20 protein-coding genes are annotated in these 21305 nt (G+C 66.8%); 10 read left to right on the top strand and 10 right to left on the bottom strand.

Annotated features, from left to right (window positions below; all coding sequences use genetic code 11):
• Window positions 1-7 precede the first annotated feature (7 nt).
• Window positions 8-1261 carry an MFS transporter gene (locus tag ACV22V_RS07680; RefSeq protein ID WP_448013428.1) on the bottom strand — a complete coding sequence of 418 codons (1254 nt, stop codon included), beginning with the start codon at window positions 1259-1261 and terminating at the stop codon, window positions 8-10.
• A gap of 132 nt (window positions 1262-1393) precedes the next feature.
• On the opposite strand from ACV22V_RS07680, the gene ACV22V_RS07675 reads away from it, so the two are divergent.
• The 5 genes from ACV22V_RS07675 (at window position 1394) to ACV22V_RS07655 (ending at window position 5997) form a co-directional block, all read left to right on the top strand.
• Complete coding sequence (locus ACV22V_RS07675) at window positions 1394-2269, top strand: LysR family transcriptional regulator (RefSeq protein WP_448013427.1); 876 nt, start codon at window positions 1394-1396, stop codon at window positions 2267-2269.
• A 235-nt stretch (window positions 2270-2504) separates the two neighbouring features.
• On the top strand, window positions 2505-4085 hold the full coding sequence (locus ACV22V_RS07670) for a trypsin-like peptidase domain-containing protein (protein ID WP_448013426.1): 1581 nt from the start codon (window positions 2505-2507) through the stop codon (window positions 4083-4085).
• A gap of 134 nt (window positions 4086-4219) precedes the next feature.
• Window positions 4220-4678 carry a hypothetical protein gene (locus ACV22V_RS07665; RefSeq protein ID WP_448013425.1) on the top strand — a complete coding sequence of 153 codons (459 nt, stop codon included), beginning with the start codon at window positions 4220-4222 and terminating at the stop codon, window positions 4676-4678.
• A 211-nt stretch (window positions 4679-4889) separates the two neighbouring features.
• Window positions 4890-5360 (top strand): hypothetical protein, encoded by a 471-nt coding sequence (locus tag ACV22V_RS07660; RefSeq protein WP_448013424.1) that lies wholly within the window; start codon window positions 4890-4892, stop codon window positions 5358-5360.
• A gap of 271 nt (window positions 5361-5631) precedes the next feature.
• Entirely contained in the window at window positions 5632-5997 is a 366-nt protein-coding gene (locus ACV22V_RS07655) for a hypothetical protein (protein ID WP_448013423.1), read from the top strand.
• Window positions 5998-6177: 180 nt separating this feature from the next.
• Here the strand turns inward: ACV22V_RS07655 and ACV22V_RS07650 are convergent, their stop codons facing one another.
• On the bottom strand, window positions 6178-6588 hold the full coding sequence (locus ACV22V_RS07650) for a WapI family immunity protein (protein ID WP_448013422.1): 411 nt from the start codon (window positions 6586-6588) through the stop codon (window positions 6178-6180).
• Between the two features lie 1116 nt (window positions 6589-7704).
• Between ACV22V_RS07650 and ACV22V_RS07645 the strand changes: the two genes are divergently transcribed.
• Window positions 7705-8724, top strand: coding sequence for a hypothetical protein (locus ACV22V_RS07645; protein ID WP_448013421.1), 1020 nt, complete (start codon window positions 7705-7707; stop codon window positions 8722-8724).
• Between the two features lie 238 nt (window positions 8725-8962).
• Window positions 8963-10174, top strand: coding sequence for an MFS transporter (locus tag ACV22V_RS07640; protein ID WP_448013420.1), 1212 nt, complete (start codon window positions 8963-8965; stop codon window positions 10172-10174).
• 123 nt (window positions 10175-10297) lie between these two features.
• Here the strand turns inward: ACV22V_RS07640 and ACV22V_RS07635 are convergent, their stop codons facing one another.
• The 8 genes from ACV22V_RS07635 to ACV22V_RS07600 form a co-directional block, all read right to left on the bottom strand.
• The gene (locus ACV22V_RS07635) at window positions 10298-10996 is read right to left on the bottom strand and encodes a fumarylacetoacetate hydrolase family protein (RefSeq protein ID WP_448013419.1); all 699 of its coding nucleotides are present in this window, start codon (window positions 10994-10996) and stop codon (window positions 10298-10300) included.
• Between the two features lie 129 nt (window positions 10997-11125).
• A complete protein-coding gene (locus tag ACV22V_RS07630) occupies window positions 11126-12067 on the bottom strand; it encodes a helix-turn-helix transcriptional regulator (protein ID WP_448013418.1) in 942 nt (313 codons plus the stop codon).
• 126 nt (window positions 12068-12193) lie between these two features.
• Window positions 12194-12979: a YkgJ family cysteine cluster protein gene (locus tag ACV22V_RS07625; RefSeq protein WP_448013417.1), complete on the bottom strand. Its 786-nt coding sequence runs from the start codon at window positions 12977-12979 to the stop codon at window positions 12194-12196.
• Window positions 12980-13011: 32 nt separating this feature from the next.
• Window positions 13012-13611, bottom strand: a complete 600-nt coding sequence (locus ACV22V_RS07620; protein WP_223963691.1) for a uracil-DNA glycosylase family protein — start codon at window positions 13609-13611, stop codon at window positions 13012-13014.
• Window positions 13612-13756: 145 nt separating this feature from the next.
• Window positions 13757-14800, bottom strand: a complete 1044-nt coding sequence (locus ACV22V_RS07615) for a CmpA/NrtA family ABC transporter substrate-binding protein (protein ID WP_448013416.1) — start codon at window positions 14798-14800, stop codon at window positions 13757-13759.
• 5 nt (window positions 14801-14805) lie between these two features.
• Entirely contained in the window at window positions 14806-15402 is a 597-nt protein-coding gene (locus tag ACV22V_RS07610; protein WP_059537542.1) for an ANTAR domain-containing response regulator, read from the bottom strand.
• A gap of 156 nt (window positions 15403-15558) precedes the next feature.
• A complete protein-coding gene (gene cobA, locus ACV22V_RS07605; RefSeq protein ID WP_448013415.1) occupies window positions 15559-16320 on the bottom strand; it encodes a uroporphyrinogen-III C-methyltransferase in 762 nt (253 codons plus the stop codon).
• Window positions 16317-16832 (bottom strand): hypothetical protein, encoded by a 516-nt coding sequence (locus ACV22V_RS07600; RefSeq protein WP_448013414.1) that lies wholly within the window; start codon window positions 16830-16832, stop codon window positions 16317-16319. Before ACV22V_RS07600 ends, cobA begins: the two co-directional genes overlap by 4 nt.
• 165 nt (window positions 16833-16997) lie before the next feature.
• Here ACV22V_RS07600 and ACV22V_RS07595 point away from each other — a divergent pair, with 165 nt between their 5' ends.
• From ACV22V_RS07595 to nirD, 3 genes are read left to right on the top strand one after another with little or no spacing between them, the layout of a single operon-like run.
• On the top strand, window positions 16998-18323 hold the full coding sequence (locus ACV22V_RS07595) for an MFS transporter (RefSeq protein ID WP_059691257.1): 1326 nt from the start codon (window positions 16998-17000) through the stop codon (window positions 18321-18323).
• A gap of 21 nt (window positions 18324-18344) precedes the next feature.
• The gene (gene nirB / locus ACV22V_RS07590; protein WP_448013413.1) at window positions 18345-20918 is read left to right on the top strand and encodes a nitrite reductase large subunit NirB; all 2574 of its coding nucleotides are present in this window, start codon (window positions 18345-18347) and stop codon (window positions 20916-20918) included.
• Between the two features lie 38 nt (window positions 20919-20956).
• Window positions 20957-21304 (top strand): nitrite reductase small subunit NirD, encoded by a 348-nt coding sequence (gene nirD, locus ACV22V_RS07585; protein ID WP_059691255.1) that lies wholly within the window; start codon window positions 20957-20959, stop codon window positions 21302-21304.
• Window position 21305: the final 1 nt, after the last annotated feature.

Raw genomic sequence — 21305 nt, 5'->3', positions numbered from 1 at the left:
TCGGAACTTACCGCACGCGTTCGTCGCGCATGATCCGGCGCGCAGCCGCCAGGCCGAGCACGAGCAGCACCGCGACATACGCGGCGACCGCGCGCCACGCACCGTGCTGCCAGAACGTGCCGCCGACCGAGCCCAGCACGCTTGACCCGAGGTAATAGGCCAGCAGGTAGAGCGACGCGGCGTGCCCCTTCGCGGACCCGGCGAGCTGCCCGACCCAGCCGCTCGCGACCGCATGCGCGACGAAGAAGCCGATCGTGATCAGCACGATCCCGACGATGATCGCGACGAGCGAATGCGATAACGTCAGCGCGAGGCCGGCCGCGAACACGAGAATGCCGCTGACGAGGACGGGCGCGCGCCCAAGACGATCGGCGAGTGCACCGGCGCTCGACGACGACACCATCCCGAACAGATAGGCGCCGAAGATCAGCCCGCATGCGGTCGCGCTCAGGTTGAACGGGGCGGCCGTCAGCCGGAACCCGGCGTAGTTGTACACGGTCACGAACGCGCCCATCACGAGGAAACCGATCGCGAACACGAACGGCAGGCGCGCGTGATGCAACTGCGCGTTCCACAGCCGCAGGTGGTGACGCAGCGTCAGGTCGGTTCGCTTCACGAAGCGTCGCGACTGCGGCAGCAGCATCACGAACGCGATCGCCGCGACCAGGTCGACGACGCCGATCGTCAGCATCGCGGTGCGCCAGGAGAAATACTCCTCGAGCGCGCTCATCCCGATTCGCCCGATCATGCCGCCGAACGCGGTGCCGCCGACATAGAGCCCCATCGACAGGCCCAGCCCGTCGGCGGCGATTTCCTCGGCGAGATAGGCCATCGCCACTGCCGGGACGCCGCCGAGCGCGAAACCTTCGAGCGCGCGCCAGATCAGCAGCAGGTTCCAGTTCGGCGCGATCGCCGAGAGCACGTTGAACAGCGCCGCGAGCGTCATCGACGCGAACATCAGCCCGCGTCGGCCGAAGCGTTCGGACAGCGCGCCGGCGCACAGGATGGAGACCGCCAGCATCCCCGTCGACAGCGACAGGGACAGCGAGCTCGACGCCGCGCCCAGGTTGAACTCGCGTGCGAACGCGGGCAGCAACGGCTGCACGCAGTACAACAGCGAGAAGGTGGAAAAGCCGGCCAGGAAGAGCGCCAGTGCAATGCGCTTGTACGCCGCCGAGCGCGGCGACACGCCGGCGGGCAGCGCATCCGGCGCGGCGCTCGGGGCGCGAGTCGTGGTGGACGAAATCGCGGGATTCGACATGCTATGTACCCGATGGGCTGGGGAATGCCCGAATTCTTGCGCACGATCATATATATGTCCAATATATGAAAGAAACCGTAGCAATACTTTTTGAGAATGGCTCGATCGCCATTTCCGTCTACCCGAGATCACATGGAACTTCGACATCTCCGATACTTCCTGGCCGTGGCGGCCACGTCGAACTTCACGAAGGCTGCGGAAGCGCTCGGCATGGGGCAGCCGCCGCTGAGCCAGCAGATCAAGGCGCTCGAAAACGAACTCGGCGTGGAGCTGTTCAGGCGGACCGCACGCGGTGCCGAGCTGACCGTCGCGGGAGAGGTGTTCGCCGAGGAGGCACGGCGCGTGCTCGACGATGCGGAGCGCGCCGCGCGCGCGGCAAAACGGGCCGCGCGTGGGGAAATCGGGCAACTGCGAGTCGGTTTCACCGGGACGGCGGCCTTCAATTCGAAAGTGGCCGACCTGATTCGTCGCTTTCGCGAAGCGTTTCCGGATACGGACCTGACGTTGCAGGAGGCGACCTCCGGCGTGTTGCTCGAGGCGCTGGACGCCGGGCGGCTCGATGTCGCCATCGTGCGGCCGGAGCGTCGCATCGCGGACACGTTGCTGGCCGCGGATTGGGACGAGGAGCCGATGTTCGTCGCGATGCCGGTCGCGCATCGGCTCGCGCAGCGGCGCCGGATCGATCTGGCGGAACTGGCCGACGAGGCGTTCGTGCAGGTGCCGCGCGAAGCGGGCAGTGCGCTGTTCGACGACATCGTCGCGGCGTGCAATGCCGCCGGCTTCCAGCCGCGCATGGCGCAGCCCGCGCCGCAAATCGCGTCGGCGGTGACGCTCGTCGCGGCCGGGCTCGGCGTGTCGATCGTGCCGAAGGCGATCACGCAGGTGCAGGTCGCGGGCGTCGTGTATCGGCAGGTCGCAGGCAACGGGCTGCGCGCGCGGCTCGCGATTGCGTCGCGACGCGACGATCCGTCGGCGGTGGTGCGCAACTTTCTGCAGCTGGCCTGGTAGCGCGGGACGTACTTCGCCGCGCGCATCGCCGCGATGGCGGGTGAATGTTCCGATTGACGAACCGTGAACTTTGCCCGGAACGAACGCTGTCGCGGCTCCCACGCCGCGCGACGACCCGGCATGCGGGTTTCGATTCGTATGTTCCGCATGCTGCGTGGACTATAAATGGAGGGGTGTACCGGTGCTTGTCGGCGCCCGCGCGGGGCGGGGCCGCGACTGCCGGGGGAGGTGCACCGTGGTTCGCCAGACGCTTGCTCGCGCCGTGCTTCGCACCGCGTTGATCGGGGGCGTATTCGCCTCGTTGCTGTCGCCGTCGCCAGCCGTTGCCGGAACCGTCGCACCGCCCGCCACACCGCCTGTCATGAAGAACCGGCTCGCCGCATCGCCTCACGCGATGCCGGTCGACTTCCCGACGATCGTCGACCGATACGGCCCGGCGGTCGTGACCATCATGACCGCCGCGCCCGACCAGCAGGCCGGTGGCCCGTCCTTCGCGATTCTCGATTCCGACGATCCGCTCGCCGCGTTCTTCCGCCGCGGCGGTCCGCCGATGTCCGCACAGGTTCCACCGGCGCCCGATACGGCGCCGCGCACGCTGTCGGGCAGCGGCTCGGGTTTCATCGTCAGCGCCGACGGGCTGATTCTCACGTCCGCGCATGTCGTCGACGATGCGACCGACGTCACGGTGCGACTCGCCGATCACCGCGACCTGAAGGCGACGGTGCTGGTCGTCGATCCGCAAAGCGACGTCGCCGTGCTGCATGTCGACGCGACGAAGCTGCCGGTCGTGCGCATCGGCGATTCGTCGCGGGTGCGCGCCGGCGAACCGGTGATGACGATGGGCGCGCCGGACGGCTCGGGCAACACGGTCACGGCCGGCATCGTCAGCGCGACGTCGCATGCGCTGCCCGACGGCAGCGCGTTTCCGTTCTTCCAGACCGACATCGCGGTGAATCCCGACAACTCGGGCGGCCCCGTATTCAACCGCGCGGGCGACGTGATTGGCATTGCGGTGCAGGTCTATACGGGCGCCGACCGCTACGCGAGCACGACGTTCGCGATTCCGATCGCGCTCGCCGTGAAGGTGCGTGCGCAAGTGCAGGCGCAGATGCGGGCCAGTGCGCAGACGCAGCGCGCGTCGTCCGGCAACGCGTTGGGTGTCGACGTGCAGGACGTCGGCGCCGGGCTGGCTGCGGCGTTCGGCCTGCCGCGTCCGGCGGGCGCGCTCGTCAACGGCGTCGATCCCGGCTCGCCCGCCGCCGCGGCCGGCGTGAGGCCCGGCGACGTGATCGTGAAGTTTGGCGGCAAGCCGATTGGCAGGTCGGCCGAACTGAACGACCTCGCCGCCGAATTGCCGTCAGGCGCGAAGGCGCCGCTGCGGGTGATCCGCAACCGCGTGCCGATGATGCTGACGGTTACCGGCGTGGGCACCGGCGATGCGATCGACAGCGCGGGAGTGACGGGGAACGGGGGCAACACGGGCAGCGCGGGCACGGTCGGCGCGGGCGGTGCCGCCGGCGTGGCGATGGCGGCCGCGCGGCCGGCTGACAGCGGCGATCGGCTCGGGCTGACGATGCATCCGCTGAGCGATGCCGAACGGCGTTCGACCGGGCTCGCGGTCGGGATGATGGTGGATGCGGTGCACGGGCCGGCCGCGAACGCGGGAATCCGGCCCGGCGACGTCGTGCTCGAACTCAACGACACGCTGCTCGAAACGCCGGACGACGTGCAGTCGCTCGAAGCGAAAGGTGGGGTGATCGCCGTGTTGATTCAGCGCGAGAATGCGCGGAAGTTTGTGTCGGTGCGGGCGCGGTAGGGGTGTTGAGGGGGCGTGGGGAGGGGGCGGCGTGCGGCCATGAAGAGACGTTCGACGTCGGAGCTGAGGCCATTGACAATGGTCGTACTGAGACCAAGACTACCAACCCCGCAATCAGAAAATCAATCGACGGAATGGCGCCTGTTTCCATCAACATAATTGTTGCTGCAGTCGAAATTCTCGGTGCTCAAGAATGTATCGATGACGAAATCGAAAACCGAATTCGAGCATTAGTCAGAGATGACACGACAGTGCGTAGACTAGTCGATATCATTCCGGAAGCGTTTGGCTTGGTTGTGGCGTCACATCTGCCGGCGGCATCGGGCATGACGCTACCGGACACTTTTGCAGTGCGAGATGAATCCGGAGCTTGGGTGGAGGTTCCAATCACTCATGAGCCGGTTTTCGTGGCGGCGCTGGAGATTGCCCAACACATCTTTCATTCCGGCCCTCGTCACGTATTGAGAAACAACGCGGCCAGGAGTGGCATTCTCGCTGCCGTATCCAATGCTCTTAGTAGCGGTGGCTCGCTGGACGGGGCCACGCTCAGTGGCCCGAGCTTCCTTGGATTATCGGCTTCTCTTTATTCATGACACAGGCTATCCGTCTGCAAACTAGGTCGATACCGACGACAAACGACCGATCGTGGCATTGGCCAGAGACAGCTCCGGGTCGATCTGCGCCGGTCGCGCGTTGCAGGGCGGCGGCCGGCCGCGAGCGGCCATTATGAGCCGTTCGACCGCATGGCCGAAATCGCCGACAATCCGTGCCAAGAAACTCCTATATTGGAAATCTCGCACCCCCATGTACTCCATCACTCTCGGACCGCTCACGCTCGATTTCGACGCCGCCCTGATCACGGTGCCGAACAATGCCGACTATGACTGGATGAACGAGGAATGGGGCGATATACGGCAGGAAATTGTGATCCTCCAAGGTGAAACTTCGACCAAAGTCATTGGGGTGACGGGTCGGTTTGCCGAGAAAGGCCCACATGCGGTCGAGATCATTTCGCCGCACATCTTCATTGAAAGCGAAGTCGTTGACCACCTTTTGACGAAACCCGATACGTCTGGCCTTAGCGAGACCAAAGTGCGAGGCGCTGTGCGCACCGTGCGCCACTCATGGGGAAAACTGATCTCGCTGAACTGGAAGGAGTTAGGCTACGCACCGGGTGGTACGGAATATTGCATTCTCCCGACGGGTGGTCCTGCGATCTCGATGGGTTTCCTTCGTCTGGATTGGAACGGCCTTCGCATTCGCCCTACATCGTGAAGCACCGTGGGTACGGCGACTCCCAACTGTGCTCTGATGTTCTTGGTGTATGTCCGCTTCCGGTAACGTCGAGCGCCTCTTGTGGGTCGATCTGCGCCGGTCGTCTGTCACCGGGCGGCGGTCGGCGGCGGTCGGCCGCGTTCGGCCAGAATTGGACGCTCGACGGGAATCCCGGAATCGTAAACAATCAGGCGATTGACCATGAGATGAGGTTAAATTCAAATCACGGCCAAATCCTGTCCCCACGCACGGACCCCATCCACCAAACAGAATGACCTGGACGCCTCCACCTCAAGGCGAGAGCAATGCGCCAACGTGGTTAAAGACGAGCCTTACTCCGCTCTATCGCTTGCTATGCGGACTTTTGGTACTAGGCGCGCTTGTCCTCATTGTGATGCAAGTATTTGACATTCCGATTCCGTTCGATACGCCTCTGACGTTTTCGCTATTTATCCTGGCCGGGGGCGTGCTCGCGCTCACACACGCCTTGCGCACTTGGCTTTTGCGCCTGCCTATCCCGACCCGATACTCCCAACCGGTGCCATATGGCTATCCAGGATGGCGCGGCTTTCTCCAAGCCCAGTTTGCTACAGGATGTTTCCTGTTTTTCTTCGGTGCGCTGCTGCTCCTGCTTTGAGTCGCAAACGTCGCCGAGTCTAATGGCCGCTTTGTAGAAAGATCGTTGTCTCTTATGGGTCGGCAACCGTCGGCCGCATCCGTCGGTTGGCGGCCAGAAGCAGACGGTCGCGAAAGGCAGCTTTCGGGGCAGTTCATTAAGTCGGCGGTAAAGTTCTCGGCAGACGCGGATCGGCTTGCGCTAATCAGCCCCCATTTTCGGATCGCGAACCGGGTACTCGGTCAGAATTTCGCGGCACTGCGAGATGATTGCCGGTAAGTACGATTGGTCAATCGACTCCTTGAACTCGTGCCTCTCCAACATGTGGTCGGGCGTGATGTCAATCTGCACGTCGATGTGCCCAACTGTTTGGGCTGTCAAGGTAACGCTGAGATTTGGCTCGATGCAATCAAGTTTCGCAACCCCAGATAGAGACTCGTAGAGACGCTCACATTCATCAAGGAGCCGCGCCAACTCACCCAAGTGAACGATGGAGCCGCGTGTTGCAACGGATGAGTGTCCAGAGTCGCATCGCGCTGTCACGTACAACCAGTTTCCATCCCAGTAATCTTGTGCCAACGGAAATTGACGGCAATGGACCCAGAGTTTCAAGCTCGCAATCTGCAAGCTAGGTTCACTCAGATTCACGTGAGGTTGCGTGGACATTTCATCTGACTCGGATGATGCTGTGCTGCACGATAGCTCCGCTCAGATAGGAGTATATAGGCTAACCACATGGGTTTTCGAACGTCCAGTTTCTGGCACTCGATCCAGCGCACGCAAGCGGCAGCAATGGGTCGATCTGCGCCGGTCGCGCGTCACGGGGCGGCGGCCGGCCGCGTTCGGCCAACTTGGGTCATTCGACATCGCTACCGAGATCGGTGACAATCAACAATGTCGCCTGCGCTTCGAAGGGCACGCCGTATCCGTCAATTTTAATCGAGGGATGAGCGTCGGAATTCCGGCCTTATAGGCTCAATTGAACTCGAGGGGCTTTAGTTGCAGTGACTATCTTTCCCACCGACTTGCCAAGCTTTTTGTGGGGTGTGGCAATATCTGCCTTTACCGCCTTCGGGACTGGATTTGTTAAGAAGGCAGGAGAGGATTTTTACTTGTGGACGAAGAAGAAGGCCAACCCTCCTCCGCCAGAGCCCGTTGAAGTTGACCGGCGCTTTGTTCCCGCCGGCTATGAAGGCGGTGGATGTGCATGGGTAGCGGAACAGCGGATCGACGAACTGAAGGAGCGGGGGTACGCGTTATATCTAAGGCCCGACAACAACGCCCCTTGCTTTCGCGTCACAGCCGTCGGTGGAAGGCAGATTAGAGAGTTTGTAATGGTGAGCCATCCTTAATTCATCGAAGTTCGGGAGGGTCGCTCACGCTTCCTGAGCAGAGGAGTCCCATGTTACAGACAATTATCGACGCCGTGCAGAATAGGCGCATCCTCAGCTTCGTGTATGACGGACTCTCGCGAACCGTCGAACCTCACGCAGTTGGGCGCTCGACAGCCGGGCACGACGTGCTTCGTTGCTATCAAACGACGGGCCAAAGCCATCATCCGCCGATCCCAGACTGGCGGTTCATGGAGGTTCGCAAAATTCAGAATCTAGTCGTGTTACAGAATCAGAATTTCGCTTCTCCACGCCCCGGATACAGACGTGGGGACCGAGGGATGACCGTCATTTACTCGCAGTTGTAGGGTGCTAACGGTACGTGCCGTCAACGCCGATGACGACATTGCGCGATGGGTTTGAATGGCCGCTGTCGGAAATTGAGATTGTCGCTTTCGGGTCGGCTACAGCCAAGCGCGTTGGGTTGCAGTTGGCCACGAGCCGACCTTCGCCAACGGCCGCCTTGCGGTTGGAAAATCACAAGGGCACTTACGACCTCATCACTATGACACCCGATCAGATTAACGCCGTCTACCAGAATCTCTGCCAGAGGACGCTGAATCCTGCAGAACTTAAGCGGCGACTGGACAGCGTCGTAAACAATTTCACTGCTGTCGACGCTGTCCTCTACTTGCCGATGTATTCGATGGGAATGGGCCAAGCCGGCATAACTCGACGCATTGACGCGCTCCGAGCGCTGCCATTCACGATAGAAGATGCCGTCAGTGGTAGACAGACGGTTGCCGACATTGAGCAGCTCGCCGTTGTCGGCGGAAAAGAATTCGGGATGCGCAGGCGCGTCGAGGAACTCTTCATGCGGGCGAAAGAGATTTCCGCTTATGGAACGGACCGGCTCGCGACGGTTCTTCAACCGAAGAAGAATTGGTCACTCGACGATATCGTAGATCCATTCACGGTCCTCTATACCTTTACAGGTGTCGCAGACAAGGCGGCGCTTCATATCCTGATGGACCTGGGATGGGGAGTGGTAAAACCGGATCGGCATATTTGTCGGTTCGTCAGCAGGCTAGGTGGCCAATGGAAACGATACTTTCCTGACGGCGCTACGGATGATCTCCGCCCAGCGCTCACGCTTCCGTTCGTGAGAGCATGGCAGGACGCTTGCGCACCCTTCTCTTCGAGTGCGCTGGCGCCACCGCCATCGCGCAACGGTGTGATGTTCCCAGGTGTCTCTGAGCTCAGCTCTCGCCAAGTCGATCGCTTGGTTATGTGGTACGCGCAGGACCGAGCGAAGGAGGAGCACGAGTGGCGCCCAAAGCCTGTTTGCGGCAAACAACCGGACTGCCAAAGTTGTTCGGTTCAGGATTGTGACGCGCGCGAGCAAGACTCGGCATGACACAACACTCGACGTACGGAAGTGACATCAGCCCATAGTTTTCGGGAGTCTGCTTTTCGGCTTCGAATCCTGACCGCGGAAGTTCCGGATTGGGATGTGCTCGGATCAAATGCATGCCTAGATCGAGCGACCGGTTTGGAGAAAAGCGGCTGACCGCTCCGGGTCGACAAGCGACATCCACGGAAATCCACAAGCTCCTTTTCCATTGCGCACGGCCACGCGCCCGGAGGCCACCCGCTTGCAACCAAACCCGCCGATCGCTTCCGAACGAGCCGCACCGCGACCCGCGACGCTGATCCTGCTATGCGCGTTCTCGGTGCTGCCGTTGAGCCTGTTCCTGCCGTCACTGCCCGCGATCGCGCTTGACCTGCGCGCCGACTACGCACTCGTCGCACTGTCTCTCGGCGGCTACGCAGCAGTCGCCGCGTCGCTCGAGTTCGTGATGGGGCCGCTGTCGGACCGCTTCGGGCGGCGGCCGATCATCCTGACGAGCCTCGGCGTCTTCACGTTCGGGTCGCTCGGCTGCGCGATGGCGTCCGACATCCGCGCGTTCCTCGCGTGCCGGCTGATGCAGGCGGCGATCACGTCGGTCTATCCGGTGTCGATGGCGACGCTGCGCGACACCGCCGGCGGGGCGCGCGCGGCGAGCCGGATCGGCTATGCCGCGATGGCGGCCGCGTTCGCGCCGATGATCGGGCCGACGCTGGGCGGCGTGCTCGATCAGACGGTCGGCTGGCGCGCGAGCTTCTGGCTGCTCGGTGCGGGCGGTATCGTGCTGCTCGGCTGGTGCGCGTTCGATCTCGCGGAGACGCATACGACGCGCGCCACGACGCTCGCCCAGCAGCTTCGCGCATATCCTGCGCTGTTCCAGGCGCGCCGCTTCTGGGCCTATGCGCTTTGCATGGCGTTTTCGACCGGCGCGTTCTACGCGTTCCTGGCCGGCGCGCCGCTCGCCGCCCAGGCCGTGTTCCGCATCCCGCCGGCGGAAATCGGCTTCTACATGGGGGCGATCACGGCCGGCTTCGTGTGCGGCAGCTTTCTGGCCGCGCGTCACGCGCATCGCTATCCGCTCGCCACGGCGATTCTGTGCGGCCGCGTGGTCGCGTGCATGGGGCCAGCGATCGCGCTCGCGCTGCTTTTCGGAGGGGTGACGCACGCGATCGCATGGTTCGGGCCGTGCGTGCTGATCGGCATCGGCAACGGGCTATCGAATCCGGGCGCGCATGCGGGTGCGATGTCCGTGCGGCCGGAACTGGCCGGTAGCGCATCGGGGTTGGCCGGGGCGATGACGATCGCGGGCGGGGCGGCGCTATCGTCGCTGACGGGTGCTGTGCCGACCGTCGGCAACGCCGGTCATGCGCCGCTGGTCATGATGCTGCTGTCCGCGGCGATCGCGCTGGCGGCCGCGGTGTGCATACGAATTTTCGACGCACGCGAACGGGGTGCGTAATCGATGTGACACGCACGGGGCATGCCGATCCGGCGCGATGCGGTCGCAGCCCGGATCGGCAGGGAGCGACACGACGCGACGTCCGTCGGACGAACGCCACGTCACATGCCCCCGCACGCTGCGTTACGGCTTCGCCCCCATCACGAACTCGAACGTCGCGACGCCGTTGACGCCACCCGTCACGCGGTCGCCCGGCTGCAGCGCGCCGACGCCGGCCGGCGTGCCGGTGAAGATCAGGTCGCCGGCCTTCAGCTCGACCGAGCGCGACACGTACGCGATCACGTCCGGCACGGCCCAGATCATGTCGGCGAGATCGCCTTGCTGGCGGGTTTCGCCGTTGACCGCGAGCCAGATCCGGCCGCTGGCCGGATGGCCGGTCGCGGTCGCCGCGCGCAGCGCGGTCACGGGGCCGGACGCATCGAAGCCCTTCGCCCAGTCCCACGGCCGGCTCAGCTTTTTCGCCTCGGCCTGCAGGTCGCGGCGCGTGAGGTCGACGCCGACGCCGTAACCCCACACATGCGACAGCGCCTCGGCCGGGTCGATCGACCGGCCGTCCTTGCCGATCGCGACGACCAGCTCGATTTCGTGATGGAGGTCGCCGGTCAGCGGCGGATACGGGACGGTGCCGGCGGCCGGGACGATCGCGTCGGCCGGTTTCGTGAAGAAGAACGGCGGTTCGCGGTCGGGATCGGCGCCCATTTCGCGCGCGTGGTCGGCGTAGTTGCGGCCGACACAGAACACGCGGCGCACCGGAAAGCGCGCGGACGACTGTTCGACTTCGACGGAAGGACGCTCGGAAGCGTCGATGACGTATGCGGACATCGGATGGCCTCGTTCGATGAAAAGACGGATGCCGTCGCCCGCGCAATCCACCACGGGCCGGCATGCATGGAACGATACCCGACGCATGCGTGCCCGGATGCGACGCAACTGCGCTTTAACCGGACAAATCTACGCGTCGCCGGCCACCGGCGCGTCGTCGGCATCCGGCAGCGCGGCATTCGCGTCGCGGTACGCCTTCGGCGACACGCCGACCCGCGCGCGGAAGCGCCGCGCGAAATACCCTTCGTCCCGGAAACCGACGGAACGCGCGATGTCGGCGATGCGCCGGCTCGTATGCGCGAGCAGCGATTGCGCGAGCGCGATCCGGCGCTCGGTCACGAGATCGGTGAAGGTGCTGCCGGTTTCCTTGCGCACCAGATGCGCGAGGTAGTTCGGCGACAGGAAGGCGGCCTCGGCGGTGGCCGCGAGCGTCAGGTCCTCGCGGGTCAGGTTCGCGCGCACGTGGCGCAGCACGCGCGCGAGCGCGTCGCGCCGGCCCGCGCGCTGGGCGCCGCGCTGCGCGAGCTTGTCGAGCGCGCCCGCGTACTGCGTGCAGACGAGCCCGATCAGCTGCAGCAGGTAGCCGCGCAGCAACGTGGTCGAGCCGAAGGTGCGCACGCGGTCGGCATCGAGCATGCACAGCGCGAGGCGGCGCGCCTCGTCGAAGGCGTCGCCGGTCAGGATGAAGTCGAGATGTTCCTGGAAGCGGAACGGCGTCAGCTCGGGAAAGCGGTGCGCGGGCACGTCCTCGAGATCGAGCGGATCGACGTCGAGATCGGCGCGCAGGAACGCCTGGCTGAAGTTGATCACGATGAAGTGCGCGCCTTCCGGATGCGGAATCAGGTGCTCGCGGTGCGGCAGCACGAACGCGAGCGCGCCGCGCGGAAACGGCCGCGTGACGCCGCCGATCCGCTGTTCGGTGTCGCCGCCGAGGTTGAACTGGATCTGGAAATACGCGTGCCGGTGCGGCTCGGTGATCGCCTGGCGCGACGCCTGGTCGCGGATGTAGAAATCGAGCCGGTCGCTGCGTTCGGGCATCCCGTACAGGCGCGGCGGGGCGGTGGAGGGCATGAAGGATTCTGCTGTTCGTGACGCGGTTGAGCCGCGATGGTACAGCGAACCGGGCGCGGCCGGAATCCGCGGGCGCGATCCGCATCGGCCGGCGGGGCGGCGCGCACCCGCCCGGCGACGAGTCAATCAGGCGGCCGGATGAAAGCCCAGGTAGCGGCAGCGCGTGCCGGCCTCGTCGGACGCGGCAAGCCGGCTGGATGCGCCGACCGAGCGGAGCGTGTCGGCCGTCGCGCTGCGATTCGTGAGCAGCGTCCATGCCGTCGGGGCGGTCTCGGCGGCGGCCGTCGCGCGCGCATCGTCGAGCAGGCTCAGCGCGGCCAGCAGCAGGTCGGCGGGCGGCGCATGAATCGCGAAGCCTTCGTTCGCGACGGCTGCCGTATCGATGCCGAGCGCCGCGCACAGGCGCGCGCGCAGCGGCGCCTCGGCCGCGCTTGCTTCCCGCGCGCGCACGATGTTCTCGCGCGTGAGCGCGTCGACGATCGTGCCGCCGCGGGTGAGCGGCGCGTGCTTCCACGCGTCGGACGGGCACTGCTTGCCGTCCGGCACCAGCGGCACGAACGGATTGACCTCGGCCGGGTAGATCCGGCACACCAGCGGCCGTTCTTCATAGATGCCGCAGCGCAAATCGTCGAGCAGGTTCGGGCATGGCCCGGCATGGGACGCGGTGAGCAGGGTGGTGACGCGCACCGGCAGCGTGCCGCTGAGCGCGGGCGACGAACGGGCGCGCTTGTACGCGGCGAACGCGTCGTCGGCGGCCGGTTCGACGGGCCATGGCATGGCGTCGCACAACAGTTCCACGTGGCCGCCGCGCCGCAGCCAGGCAGTGGCCTCGGCGACGGTCAGCGGAATGCGCAGGTCGTGGCAGCAACGGCCGCAGCCGGTGCATGAAAAGTCGATGTCGTTCTGATTCATTTCGGTAGGGAACGGGGCACGGCCGGCATGCGTCAGCCGGCGATCAGCGGCGCGATGCGCCGGCGCAGTTCGGGCACGATCTCGGCGTCGAACCACGGATGATGTTTGAACCACGCCTGGTTGCGCGGCGACGGATGCGGCAGCGGCAGCACGCCGGGCCCATAGTCGCGCCACGCGTGCACGGTGTCGGTCAGCGTCGCCTTGCGTGTGTCGCGCAGGAAATGCCGCTGCGCGTACTGGCCGATCAGCAGCGTCAGCCGGATCGACGGCAATCCGGCGAGCAGCCGGTCGAGCCACAGTCGCGCGCATTCGGGGCGCGGCGGGTTGTCGCCGCTCGCACCGCGGCCCGGGTAGCAGAAGCCCATCGGCACGATCGCAAAGCGTGTCTCGTCGTAGAACGTGTCGGGCTCGACGCCGAGCCAGTCACGCAGCCGCTTGCCGCTCGCATCGTCCCACGGGATGCCGCTCGCGTGGACGCGGGCGCCGGGCGCTTGCCCGACGATCAGGATGCGGGCGTCGCGATGGGCGCGCACGACGGGGCGCGGGCCGAGCGGGAGGTCGGCTTCGCAGGCGCGGCACGCGCGGATTTCGGTGAGCAGCACGTCGAGCGGCGTGCGCGTTCGTTTCGGCATCGATTCTGAACGGGGACGGAGTGGCGGCACGCACGCAGATGCGTCCATGCCACGCGGCGGGCCGGCGCGGACCGGCGCATCGCGTCAGGCGTTCCGCGGGATACGGCATCGCGCTGCGCGGCGGCTCCGGCAGCCCGTGTCGGGATCACCTGTCCGCCGCATCGCCCTCGGCGACCGCAGCATCATACAACGCCGTCTGCGCGATTGCCGCGGCGATCGCCGCGTCGTCGTGCGTGCCGTCGAGCATGCCCCAGCGCCGGTATTGCAGCAGGAACCAGCGGCCTTCCTGCGGATCCGGCCGGTTCACGGCGCCGCCGTCGTGGAAGCGGATCGGCAGCGGCGGCTGCGCGAACGGCCCCGCGCCGTAGTCGCCGAGCAGGCGCGGCGCGATCAGCCGGGCCGGCACGCCGAGCGCGTCGGGCGACGCGAGCCAGTCCGCCGCGTCGCGACGGTGCACGGGGTTGTCGAGCCACGCGCACGCATCGACGAGCGTGCGGATCAGCGCCCGCGCGGTGGCCGGATACAGCGCGACGAAATCGCGCCGGGCCGCGAGCACCTTCTCCGGATGATCGGGCCAGATCTCGCTGGTGACGGCGACGGTCCGGCCCGCGCCGCAGGCTTCGGCCACCGCGTGCCACGGCTCGCCCGCGCAGAAGCCGTCGAGCTCGCCGCTCGCGAGCGCCGCGACCATCTCGGGCGGCGGGATCACGACGCTGCGCACGTCGCGCAGCGGATCGACGCCGTGCGACGCGAGCCAGTGGTTCAGCCACATCGCATGCGTGCCGGTCGGGAAGGTCTGCGCGAGCAGCGGCTTGCGGCCGAGCGTCGCGAGCGCCGCGCGGACGTCGCCGCTTGCGCGGTACGCGTCGGCGAGGCCGCGGGCGAACGTGATCGCCTGGCCGTTGCGGTTCAGCACCATCAGCGCGGCCATGTCGGCCTGCGGGCCGCCGATGCCGACCTGCAGCCCGCACACGAGCCCGTACAGCGCGTGCGCGGCGTCGAGTTCGCCGGTCAGCAGCTTGTCGCGCACGGCGGCCCAGGAGGGCTGGCGGCACAGCTCCAGCGTCAGGCCGTGGCGCGCGCCGAGATTCAGGTGCTGCGCGACGATCAGCGGGGCGGCGTCGCTGAGCGCGACGAACCCGAGACGAAGATGCGCGCGTTCCGGCGCGGCGGGAGGCGAAGGTTTCATGGCATTCATGACGGGTGGGTCGCATCGAGCAGTTGGCGCGCGACGTCGACGATGCGCTGGCCCTGATCCATCGCGCGCTTGCGCAGCAACGCATACGCATCGTGCTCGGACAGCCTGCGCTGATCCATCAGCAGGCGCTTTGCGCGATCGATCAGCTTGCGTTCGGCGAGCTCGCGCTCGACGTCGGCGAGCCGGCGGCGCAATGCATCGTCGTGCGAGAAGCGCGCGAGCGCGACTTCGAGGATCGGCGCGAGGCGCTCGGCCGACAAGCCTTCGACGAGATACGCGCTGACGCCGGCGCCGACCGCCGCGTGAATCAGCGCCTGGTCGGCATCGTGGCTGAACATCAGCACGGGGCGCGGCGCGGTCGCGTGCATCACGGCGAGTTGCTCGAGCGTGTCGCGCGACGGCGAATCGGTATCGATGATCACGACGTCGGGGCGCTGCTCCTCGACGGCGGCGGGCAGGCGCGCGGGCGTCGCGACGTCGTTGAGCATCTCGTAGCCGAGGCGCGCGAGCGCGTCGCCGAGTTCGCCGATCGGCTTGTCGGTGTCGGTGACGAGCAGCACGCGCAGGCGTGCGGGCGGGACGGACGAACTCATGACGCGAACGGGGACGAGCGAGCGTCGGTGCAACGGTTGAACGGCGGTTGCGGGGTGCTCACGGATGTCGACGGATTCAGGGCCTCCCGACCGCATCCCCGACAGCCGGCGCGAACGCCGCTGCGGTGACCGGAATGCCGATGCGGACCGCGCATGCTATGCCGCCCGGAACAGCATCGCTTCGCCGGCGGCATCGGTGCCGTGCACGGCGGCTTCGCCGATCGCCGCGCCGACGAGCATCACGGCCGGGCTGCCGAGCCCGGCTGCCGCGACGCCGCGCGCGAGGCCGCCGAGCGTGCCCGTCCAGCGGCGCTCGTGCGACGTGCCGGCCCATTGCACGGCGGCGGCCGGCGTCGACGCGGGCAACGCGGCGAGCAGGCCCGCCGCGATGCTGTCGACGCGGTTCATGCCCATGTAGATCGCGAGCGTGGTGCCGGTCGCCGCGAGCGTCGCCCAGTCGGGTTCGCCGTGGTCCTGGCGGTGCGCGGTGACGAACGTGACGCCCTGGCAGTGCTCGCGGTGCGTGAGCGAGACGCCGAGGCTCGCGGCGGCCGCGAAGCCCGACGAGATGCCGTTGACGATGTCCACCCGAATCCCGGCGGCGCGCAGCGCCGCGAGTTCCTCGCCGGCGCGGCCGAACAGCAGCGCGTCGCCGCCCTTGACGCGCACGACGTGCGCGCCGCGCAGCGCATGGCGGCGCATCAGTTTCTCGATGAATGCCTGCGGCGTGGAGCGGCAGCCGCCGCGCTTGCCGACGCGGATCACGCGCGCGTGCGGCGCGAGTTCGACGATGCCGGGCGCGACGAGATCGTCGAGCAGCAGCACGTCGGCGGCCGCCAGCGCTTTCACGGCCTTCAGCGTGAGGAGATCGGGGTCGCCGGGGCCGGCGCCCAGCAGCGTGACTTTTCCAGTCGTCATGTCGTGTTCCATTGCCGCGCGCGTGCGAGCGAGCGGCTGTCGATAACGCGTTGTTGCTTGCGGCGGCGGCGGGCGGTCGAAGCGACCATGGCATCCGGTCGTGCCGCGCACGGGGGGACGTCGTTGTCCTGATCTGCTGCGCCCGCCTGCGATGGCGGGCCGACTTGCGGGGACTGCCCACCGGCGCCGTTGCCGGTGTGTGGACGGAATTCAGCAATATCCGGGCCAACCTGACCGCGCGGCGGCGAGCGCGCCGACATGCGCGGCGCGACGCCCCGCGCGACGGAGGCAGGCAAGCATGCGACCGCGCTGACGCGGCGCACGCGATGCCGCATCGACATGCATCGCGCCCCGTCATCGCGCACCGCGATGTCGCACGGCGACAGTGCTGCAGCGCACCACATCTGTGCCTGGCTGCATCGCGACGCACCGCGCGCCGCGCACCGCAGCCACGCGTCCGGCGGCCCGCGCGCCTTGTGCGACGGGGCCGCCGGCGCGATTCGGGCCGACATGGCATGGCGTTTGCGTAAGCTCGTCAGGGCGGATCAACGGCGATTCGTCCGCAGTACCGATTACCGACGCGCCCGGAAACGGGCTTCATGGGCAACGGCGTCCTACACATCGGGTCTCGACGAGACCGGGTGTGCAGGACGCCGTTTTTCGTTTGGCGGATGACAATGACCGACAAAGCTACCCGTATCGATCTCTTCAGCTTCCGCACCGCGCCGATGCGCGCGTTCCACATGACGTGGATGGCGTTCTTCGTATGCTTCTTCGCGTGGTTCGCGTGTGCGCCGCTGATGCCGCTGATTGCGCGCGAATTTCACCTCACCGCGGCACAGGTCGCGAACATCAACATCGCCGCGGTGGCCGCGACGATCGCCGTGCGGCTGCTGGTCGGCCCGCTGTGCGACCGCTTCGGCCCGCGCCGCGTGTATGTCGGGCTGCTCGTGCTCGGCGCGATTCCCGTGTTCGCGGTGTCGTTCTCGCACGACTACCTGACGTTCCTGATCTGCCGGCTCGGCATCGGCGCGATCGGCGCGGGCTTCGTGATCACGCAGTACCACACGTCGGTGATGTTCGCGCCGAACGTGGTCGGCACCGCGAACGCGACGACGGCCGGCTGGGGCAACGCGGGCGCGGGCGCGACGCAGGCGATGATGCCGCTGCTCGTCGCCGCCGGCCTGATGCTCGGCTTCGGCGACGACGCGTCGTGGCGCATCGCGCTCGTCGTGCCGGGCGTCGCGATGCTCGCGATGGCCTGGGCGTACTGGCGCTTCACGCAGGACTGCCCGCAAGGCGATTTCGTCGCGCTGCGCAAGCAGGGCGTGACGGTCGACAGCGGCAAGAAGGGCGGCTGGGCGAGCTTCTTCGCCGCATGCGGCAACTATCGCGTGTGGATGCTGTTCGTCACGTACGGCGCGTGCTTCGGCGTCGAGGTGTTCATCCACAACATCGCGGCGCTGTACTACGTCGATCACTTCAAGCTGTCGCTGAAGGACGCCGGCTTCGCGGTCGGGATGTTCGGGCTGCTCGCGCTGTTCGCCCGCGCGCTCGGCGGCTGGCTGTCGGACAAGATCGCCGCGCGGCGCAGCCTCGACGTGCGCGCCACGCTGCTGTGCGCGCTGATCGTCGGCGAAGGGCTCGGACTGATCTGGTTCTCGCATGCCCAAGGCATCGGCATGGCGCTCGTCGCGATGCTGACCTTCGGCCTCTTCACGCACATGGCCTGCGGCGCGACCTATGCGCTCGTGCCGTTCATCGATCGCAAGGCGCTCGGCGGCGTCGCGGGGATCGTCGGCGCGGGCGGCAACGTCGGCGCGGTGGCCGCGGCGTTCCTGCTGAAGGGCGTCGGCGACGTGCAGCACACGCTGAGCCTGCTCGGGCTCGCCGTCACCGCGACCGCATTGTGCGCGATGGCCGTGCGCTTCAGCGAAGAACACAAGGCACGCGAGGCCGAGCTGCGCGATCGCGCGCTGGCCGCCGCCAGCGTCGCGAACTGATCGACCGAAGGACACGTCATCATGAAACTCATCGTCATCGGCCACGGGATGGTCGGCCACAAGCTCCTCGAATGCGTCGCCGCGCAAGCCGGCGCGGCGGGCACGCTGCAGGTCACGGTGCTCGGCGAGGAACCGCGCCCGGCGTATGACCGCGTGCACCTGTCGGAATTCTTCGCGGGCAAGTCGGCGGACGATCTGTCGCTCGTCGAACCCGGCTTCTTCGAGCGTCATCCGCAGTTCGATCTGCGCCTGAACGCCCGGGTCGCGTCGATCGACCGTGCCGCGCACACGGTCACGCTCGCGTCCGGCGAAACGCTCGCGTACGACAAGCTGGTGCTCGCGACGGGCTCGCGTCCGTTCGTGCCGCCGGTGCCGGGCCGCGATCGCGCCGGTTGCTTCGTGTACCGAACGATCGAGGATCTCGAAGCGATGCAGGCGTGCGGCACGCACGCGAAGCGTGGCGTGGTGATCGGCGGCGGGCTGCTCGGCCTCGAATGCGCGAAGGCGTTGCGCGACATGGGGCTCGACACGCACGTCGTCGAATTCGCGCCGCGGCTGATGGCGGTGCAGGTCGACGACGGCGGCGGCCGGATGCTGCGCGCGAAGATCGAGGCGCTCGGCGTGACCGTGCATACGGGCAAGAACACGCTCGAGATCGTCGACGGCGACGAAGGCACGCACCGGATGGCGTTCGCCGACGGCTCGCATCTCGACGCCGACATGATCGTGTTCTCGGCCGGCATCCGCGCCCGCGACGAACTGGCGCGTGCGTGCGGTCTGGAGATCGGCCCGCGCGGCGGCGTCGCGATCGACGACGCGTGCCGCACGAGCGACGCCGACATCTACGCGATCGGCGAATGCGCGGCCTGGAACGGGATGGTGTACGGCCTCGTCGCGCCGGGCTACGACATGGCGCGCGTGGTCGCGAAGCAGGTCGGCGGCGACACGGAAGAAGCGGCCGAAGCCGCGTTCGCCGGTGCCGACATGAGCACCAAGCTGAAGCTGATGGGCGTCGACGTCGCGAGCATCGGCGACGCGCACGGCGCGACGGCCGGCAGCCGCATCTACCAGTACGCGGACGAACGCCGCCAGGTCTACAAGAAGCTGGTGGTGTCGGACTGCGGCAAGTTCCTGCACGGCGCGGTGATGGTCGGCGACGCGGCCGAATACGGCACGCTGCTGCAGATGATGCTGAATCGCATCGAGCTGCCCGAGTCGCCGGAATTCCTGATCCTGCCGTCGTCGGACGGCGCGGCGAAGCCGGCGATCGGCGTCGACGCGCTGCCGGACGGCGCGCAGATCTGCTCGTGCAACAACGTGTCGAAGTCGCAGATCTGCACGGCGGTGGCGGATGGCGCGACGAGCCTGGGGGCATTGAAGTCGTGCACGGGCGCGGGCACGTCATGCGGCGGCTGCGTGCCGCTCGTCACGCAGATCATGAAGGCCGAGATGAAGAAGCAGGGTCTCACGGTCAACAACCATCTGTGCGAGCACTTCCCGCATTCGCGCCAGGAATTGTTCCACCTGATCCGCGTCGAGCGCATCACGACGTTCGACGAACTGCTCGCGAAGCACGGCCACGGGCTCGGCTGCGACGTGTGCAAGCCGGCGGTGGCGGGCATCCTCGCGTCGTGCTTCAACGAGTTCGTGCTGAAGAAGGAGCATGCGGGGCTGCAGGATTCGAACGACTACTACCTCGCGAACATCCAGCGCGACGGCACGTACTCGGTCGTGCCGCGCATGCCGGGCGGCGAGGTGACGCCGGAAGGGCTGATCGCGGTCGGCCAGGTCGCGAAGAAGTACGGGCTCTATACGAAGATCACGGGCGGCCAGCGCGTCGACCTGTTCGGCGCGCGCGTCGAGCAGCTGCCGTCGATCTGGGAAGCGCTGATCGCGGCCGGCTTCGAATCGGGGCATGCGTACGGCAAGTCGGTGCGCACCGTGAAGTCGTGCGTCGGTTCGACGTGGTGCCGCTACGGCGTCGACGATTCGGTCGGCCTCGCGATCGACATCGAGAACCGCTACAAGGGCTTGCGCGCGCCGCACAAGATCAAGTTCGGCGTGTCGGGCTGCACGCGCGAGTGCGCGGAAGCGCAGGGCAAGGACATCGGCATCATCGCGACCGAGAAGGGTTGGAACCTGTACGTGTGCGGCAACGGCGGGATGAAGCCGCGCCATGCGGAACTGCTCGCGTCCGATCTCGACCGCGCCACGCTGATCCGCTACATCGACCGCTTCCTGATGTTCTACGTGCGCACCGCCGATCGGCTGCAGCGCACCAGCGTGTGGCGCGACAACCTCGAAGGCGGGCTCGACTACCTGACCGACGTCGTTGTGCACGACAAGCTCGGGATCGCGGCCGAACTCGAGGCCGACATGCAGCACGTGGTCGACACCTACGAATGCGAGTGGAAGAAGGCCGTCACCGATCCGGAAACGCGCAAGCGCTTCCGCCACTTCGTGAACAGCGACGCGCCGGATGCGACCATCGCGTTCGTCGAAACGCGCGGCCAGATCCGTCCCGCCACACCCGACGAGCGCGCGGGCGGCAGGCCCGTTGCGATTCCCGTCGTCGCCGAACCCGCAACCGTCTGACGCTGACCGACAGCCGCGTCTTTTTCAAGGAGCCCATCATGAACGATCGTCTTCACCTGTCCTGGACCCGCGTGTGCCCGCTCGACGACATCGTGCCGAACACCGGCGTGTGCGCGCTCGTCAACGGCGAGCAGGTCGCGGTGTTTCATGTCGCGCATGCCGAGGAAGGCGGCGTGTTCGCGATCGACAACGTCGACCCGGTGTCGCAGGCGGCCGTGATGTCGCGCGGGCTGATCGGCAGCCTCGGCGAGCGCGTGGTGGTCGCGTCGCCGCTGTACAAGCAGCATTTCGACCTGCGGACCGGCGAATGCCTCGAATCCCCCGAGAAATCGGTGCACGCGTATCCGTCGCGGGTCGAGGACGGTTTCGTGTGGATCGCCGTCTGAG

It is taken from the genome of Burkholderia sp. AW33-5 (assembly GCF_053427615.1).
The sequence above is the reverse complement of the archived record's forward strand: the minus strand, read 5'-3'. Positions and strand labels throughout refer to the sequence as shown.

What these genes read in the sequence shown, in the direction of transcription:
- ACV22V_RS07610 (WP_059537542.1), bottom strand. Translation starts at nt 15,402, where the DNA reads ATGAGTTCGTCCGTCCCGCCCGCACGCCTGCGCGTGCTGCTCGTCACC.
- cobA (WP_448013415.1), bottom strand. Translation starts at nt 16,320, where the DNA reads ATGACGACTGGAAAAGTCACGCTGCTGGGCGCCGGCCCCGGCGACCCC.
- ACV22V_RS07625 (WP_448013417.1), bottom strand. Translation starts at nt 12,979, where the DNA reads ATGAATCAGAACGACATCGACTTTTCATGCACCGGCTGCGGCCGTTGC.
- ACV22V_RS07635 (WP_448013419.1), bottom strand. Translation starts at nt 10,996, where the DNA reads ATGTCCGCATACGTCATCGACGCTTCCGAGCGTCCTTCCGTCGAAGTC.
- ACV22V_RS07615 (WP_448013416.1), bottom strand. Translation starts at nt 14,800, where the DNA reads ATGAAACCTTCGCCTCCCGCCGCGCCGGAACGCGCGCATCTTCGTCTC.
- ACV22V_RS07595 (WP_059691257.1), top strand. Translation starts at nt 16,998, where the DNA reads ATGACCGACAAAGCTACCCGTATCGATCTCTTCAGCTTCCGCACCGCG.
- ACV22V_RS07620 (WP_223963691.1), bottom strand. Translation starts at nt 13,611, where the DNA reads ATGCCGAAACGAACGCGCACGCCGCTCGACGTGCTGCTCACCGAAATC.
- ACV22V_RS07675 (WP_448013427.1), top strand. Translation starts at nt 1,394, where the DNA reads ATGGAACTTCGACATCTCCGATACTTCCTGGCCGTGGCGGCCACGTCG.
- nirB (WP_448013413.1), top strand. Translation starts at nt 18,345, where the DNA reads ATGAAACTCATCGTCATCGGCCACGGGATGGTCGGCCACAAGCTCCTC.
- ACV22V_RS07680 (WP_448013428.1), bottom strand. Translation starts at nt 1,261, where the DNA reads ATGTCGAATCCCGCGATTTCGTCCACCACGACTCGCGCCCCGAGCGCC.
- ACV22V_RS07630 (WP_448013418.1), bottom strand. Translation starts at nt 12,067, where the DNA reads ATGCCCTCCACCGCCCCGCCGCGCCTGTACGGGATGCCCGAACGCAGC.
- ACV22V_RS07600 (WP_448013414.1), bottom strand. Translation starts at nt 16,832, where the DNA reads ATGTCGGCCCGAATCGCGCCGGCGGCCCCGTCGCACAAGGCGCGCGGG.
- ACV22V_RS07645 (WP_448013421.1), top strand. Translation starts at nt 7,705, where the DNA reads ATGACGACATTGCGCGATGGGTTTGAATGGCCGCTGTCGGAAATTGAG.
- nirD (WP_059691255.1), top strand. Translation starts at nt 20,957, where the DNA reads ATGAACGATCGTCTTCACCTGTCCTGGACCCGCGTGTGCCCGCTCGAC.
- ACV22V_RS07655 (WP_448013423.1), top strand. Translation starts at nt 5,632, where the DNA reads ATGACCTGGACGCCTCCACCTCAAGGCGAGAGCAATGCGCCAACGTGG.
- ACV22V_RS07665 (WP_448013425.1), top strand. Translation starts at nt 4,220, where the DNA reads ATGGCGCCTGTTTCCATCAACATAATTGTTGCTGCAGTCGAAATTCTC.
- ACV22V_RS07660 (WP_448013424.1), top strand. Translation starts at nt 4,890, where the DNA reads ATGTACTCCATCACTCTCGGACCGCTCACGCTCGATTTCGACGCCGCC.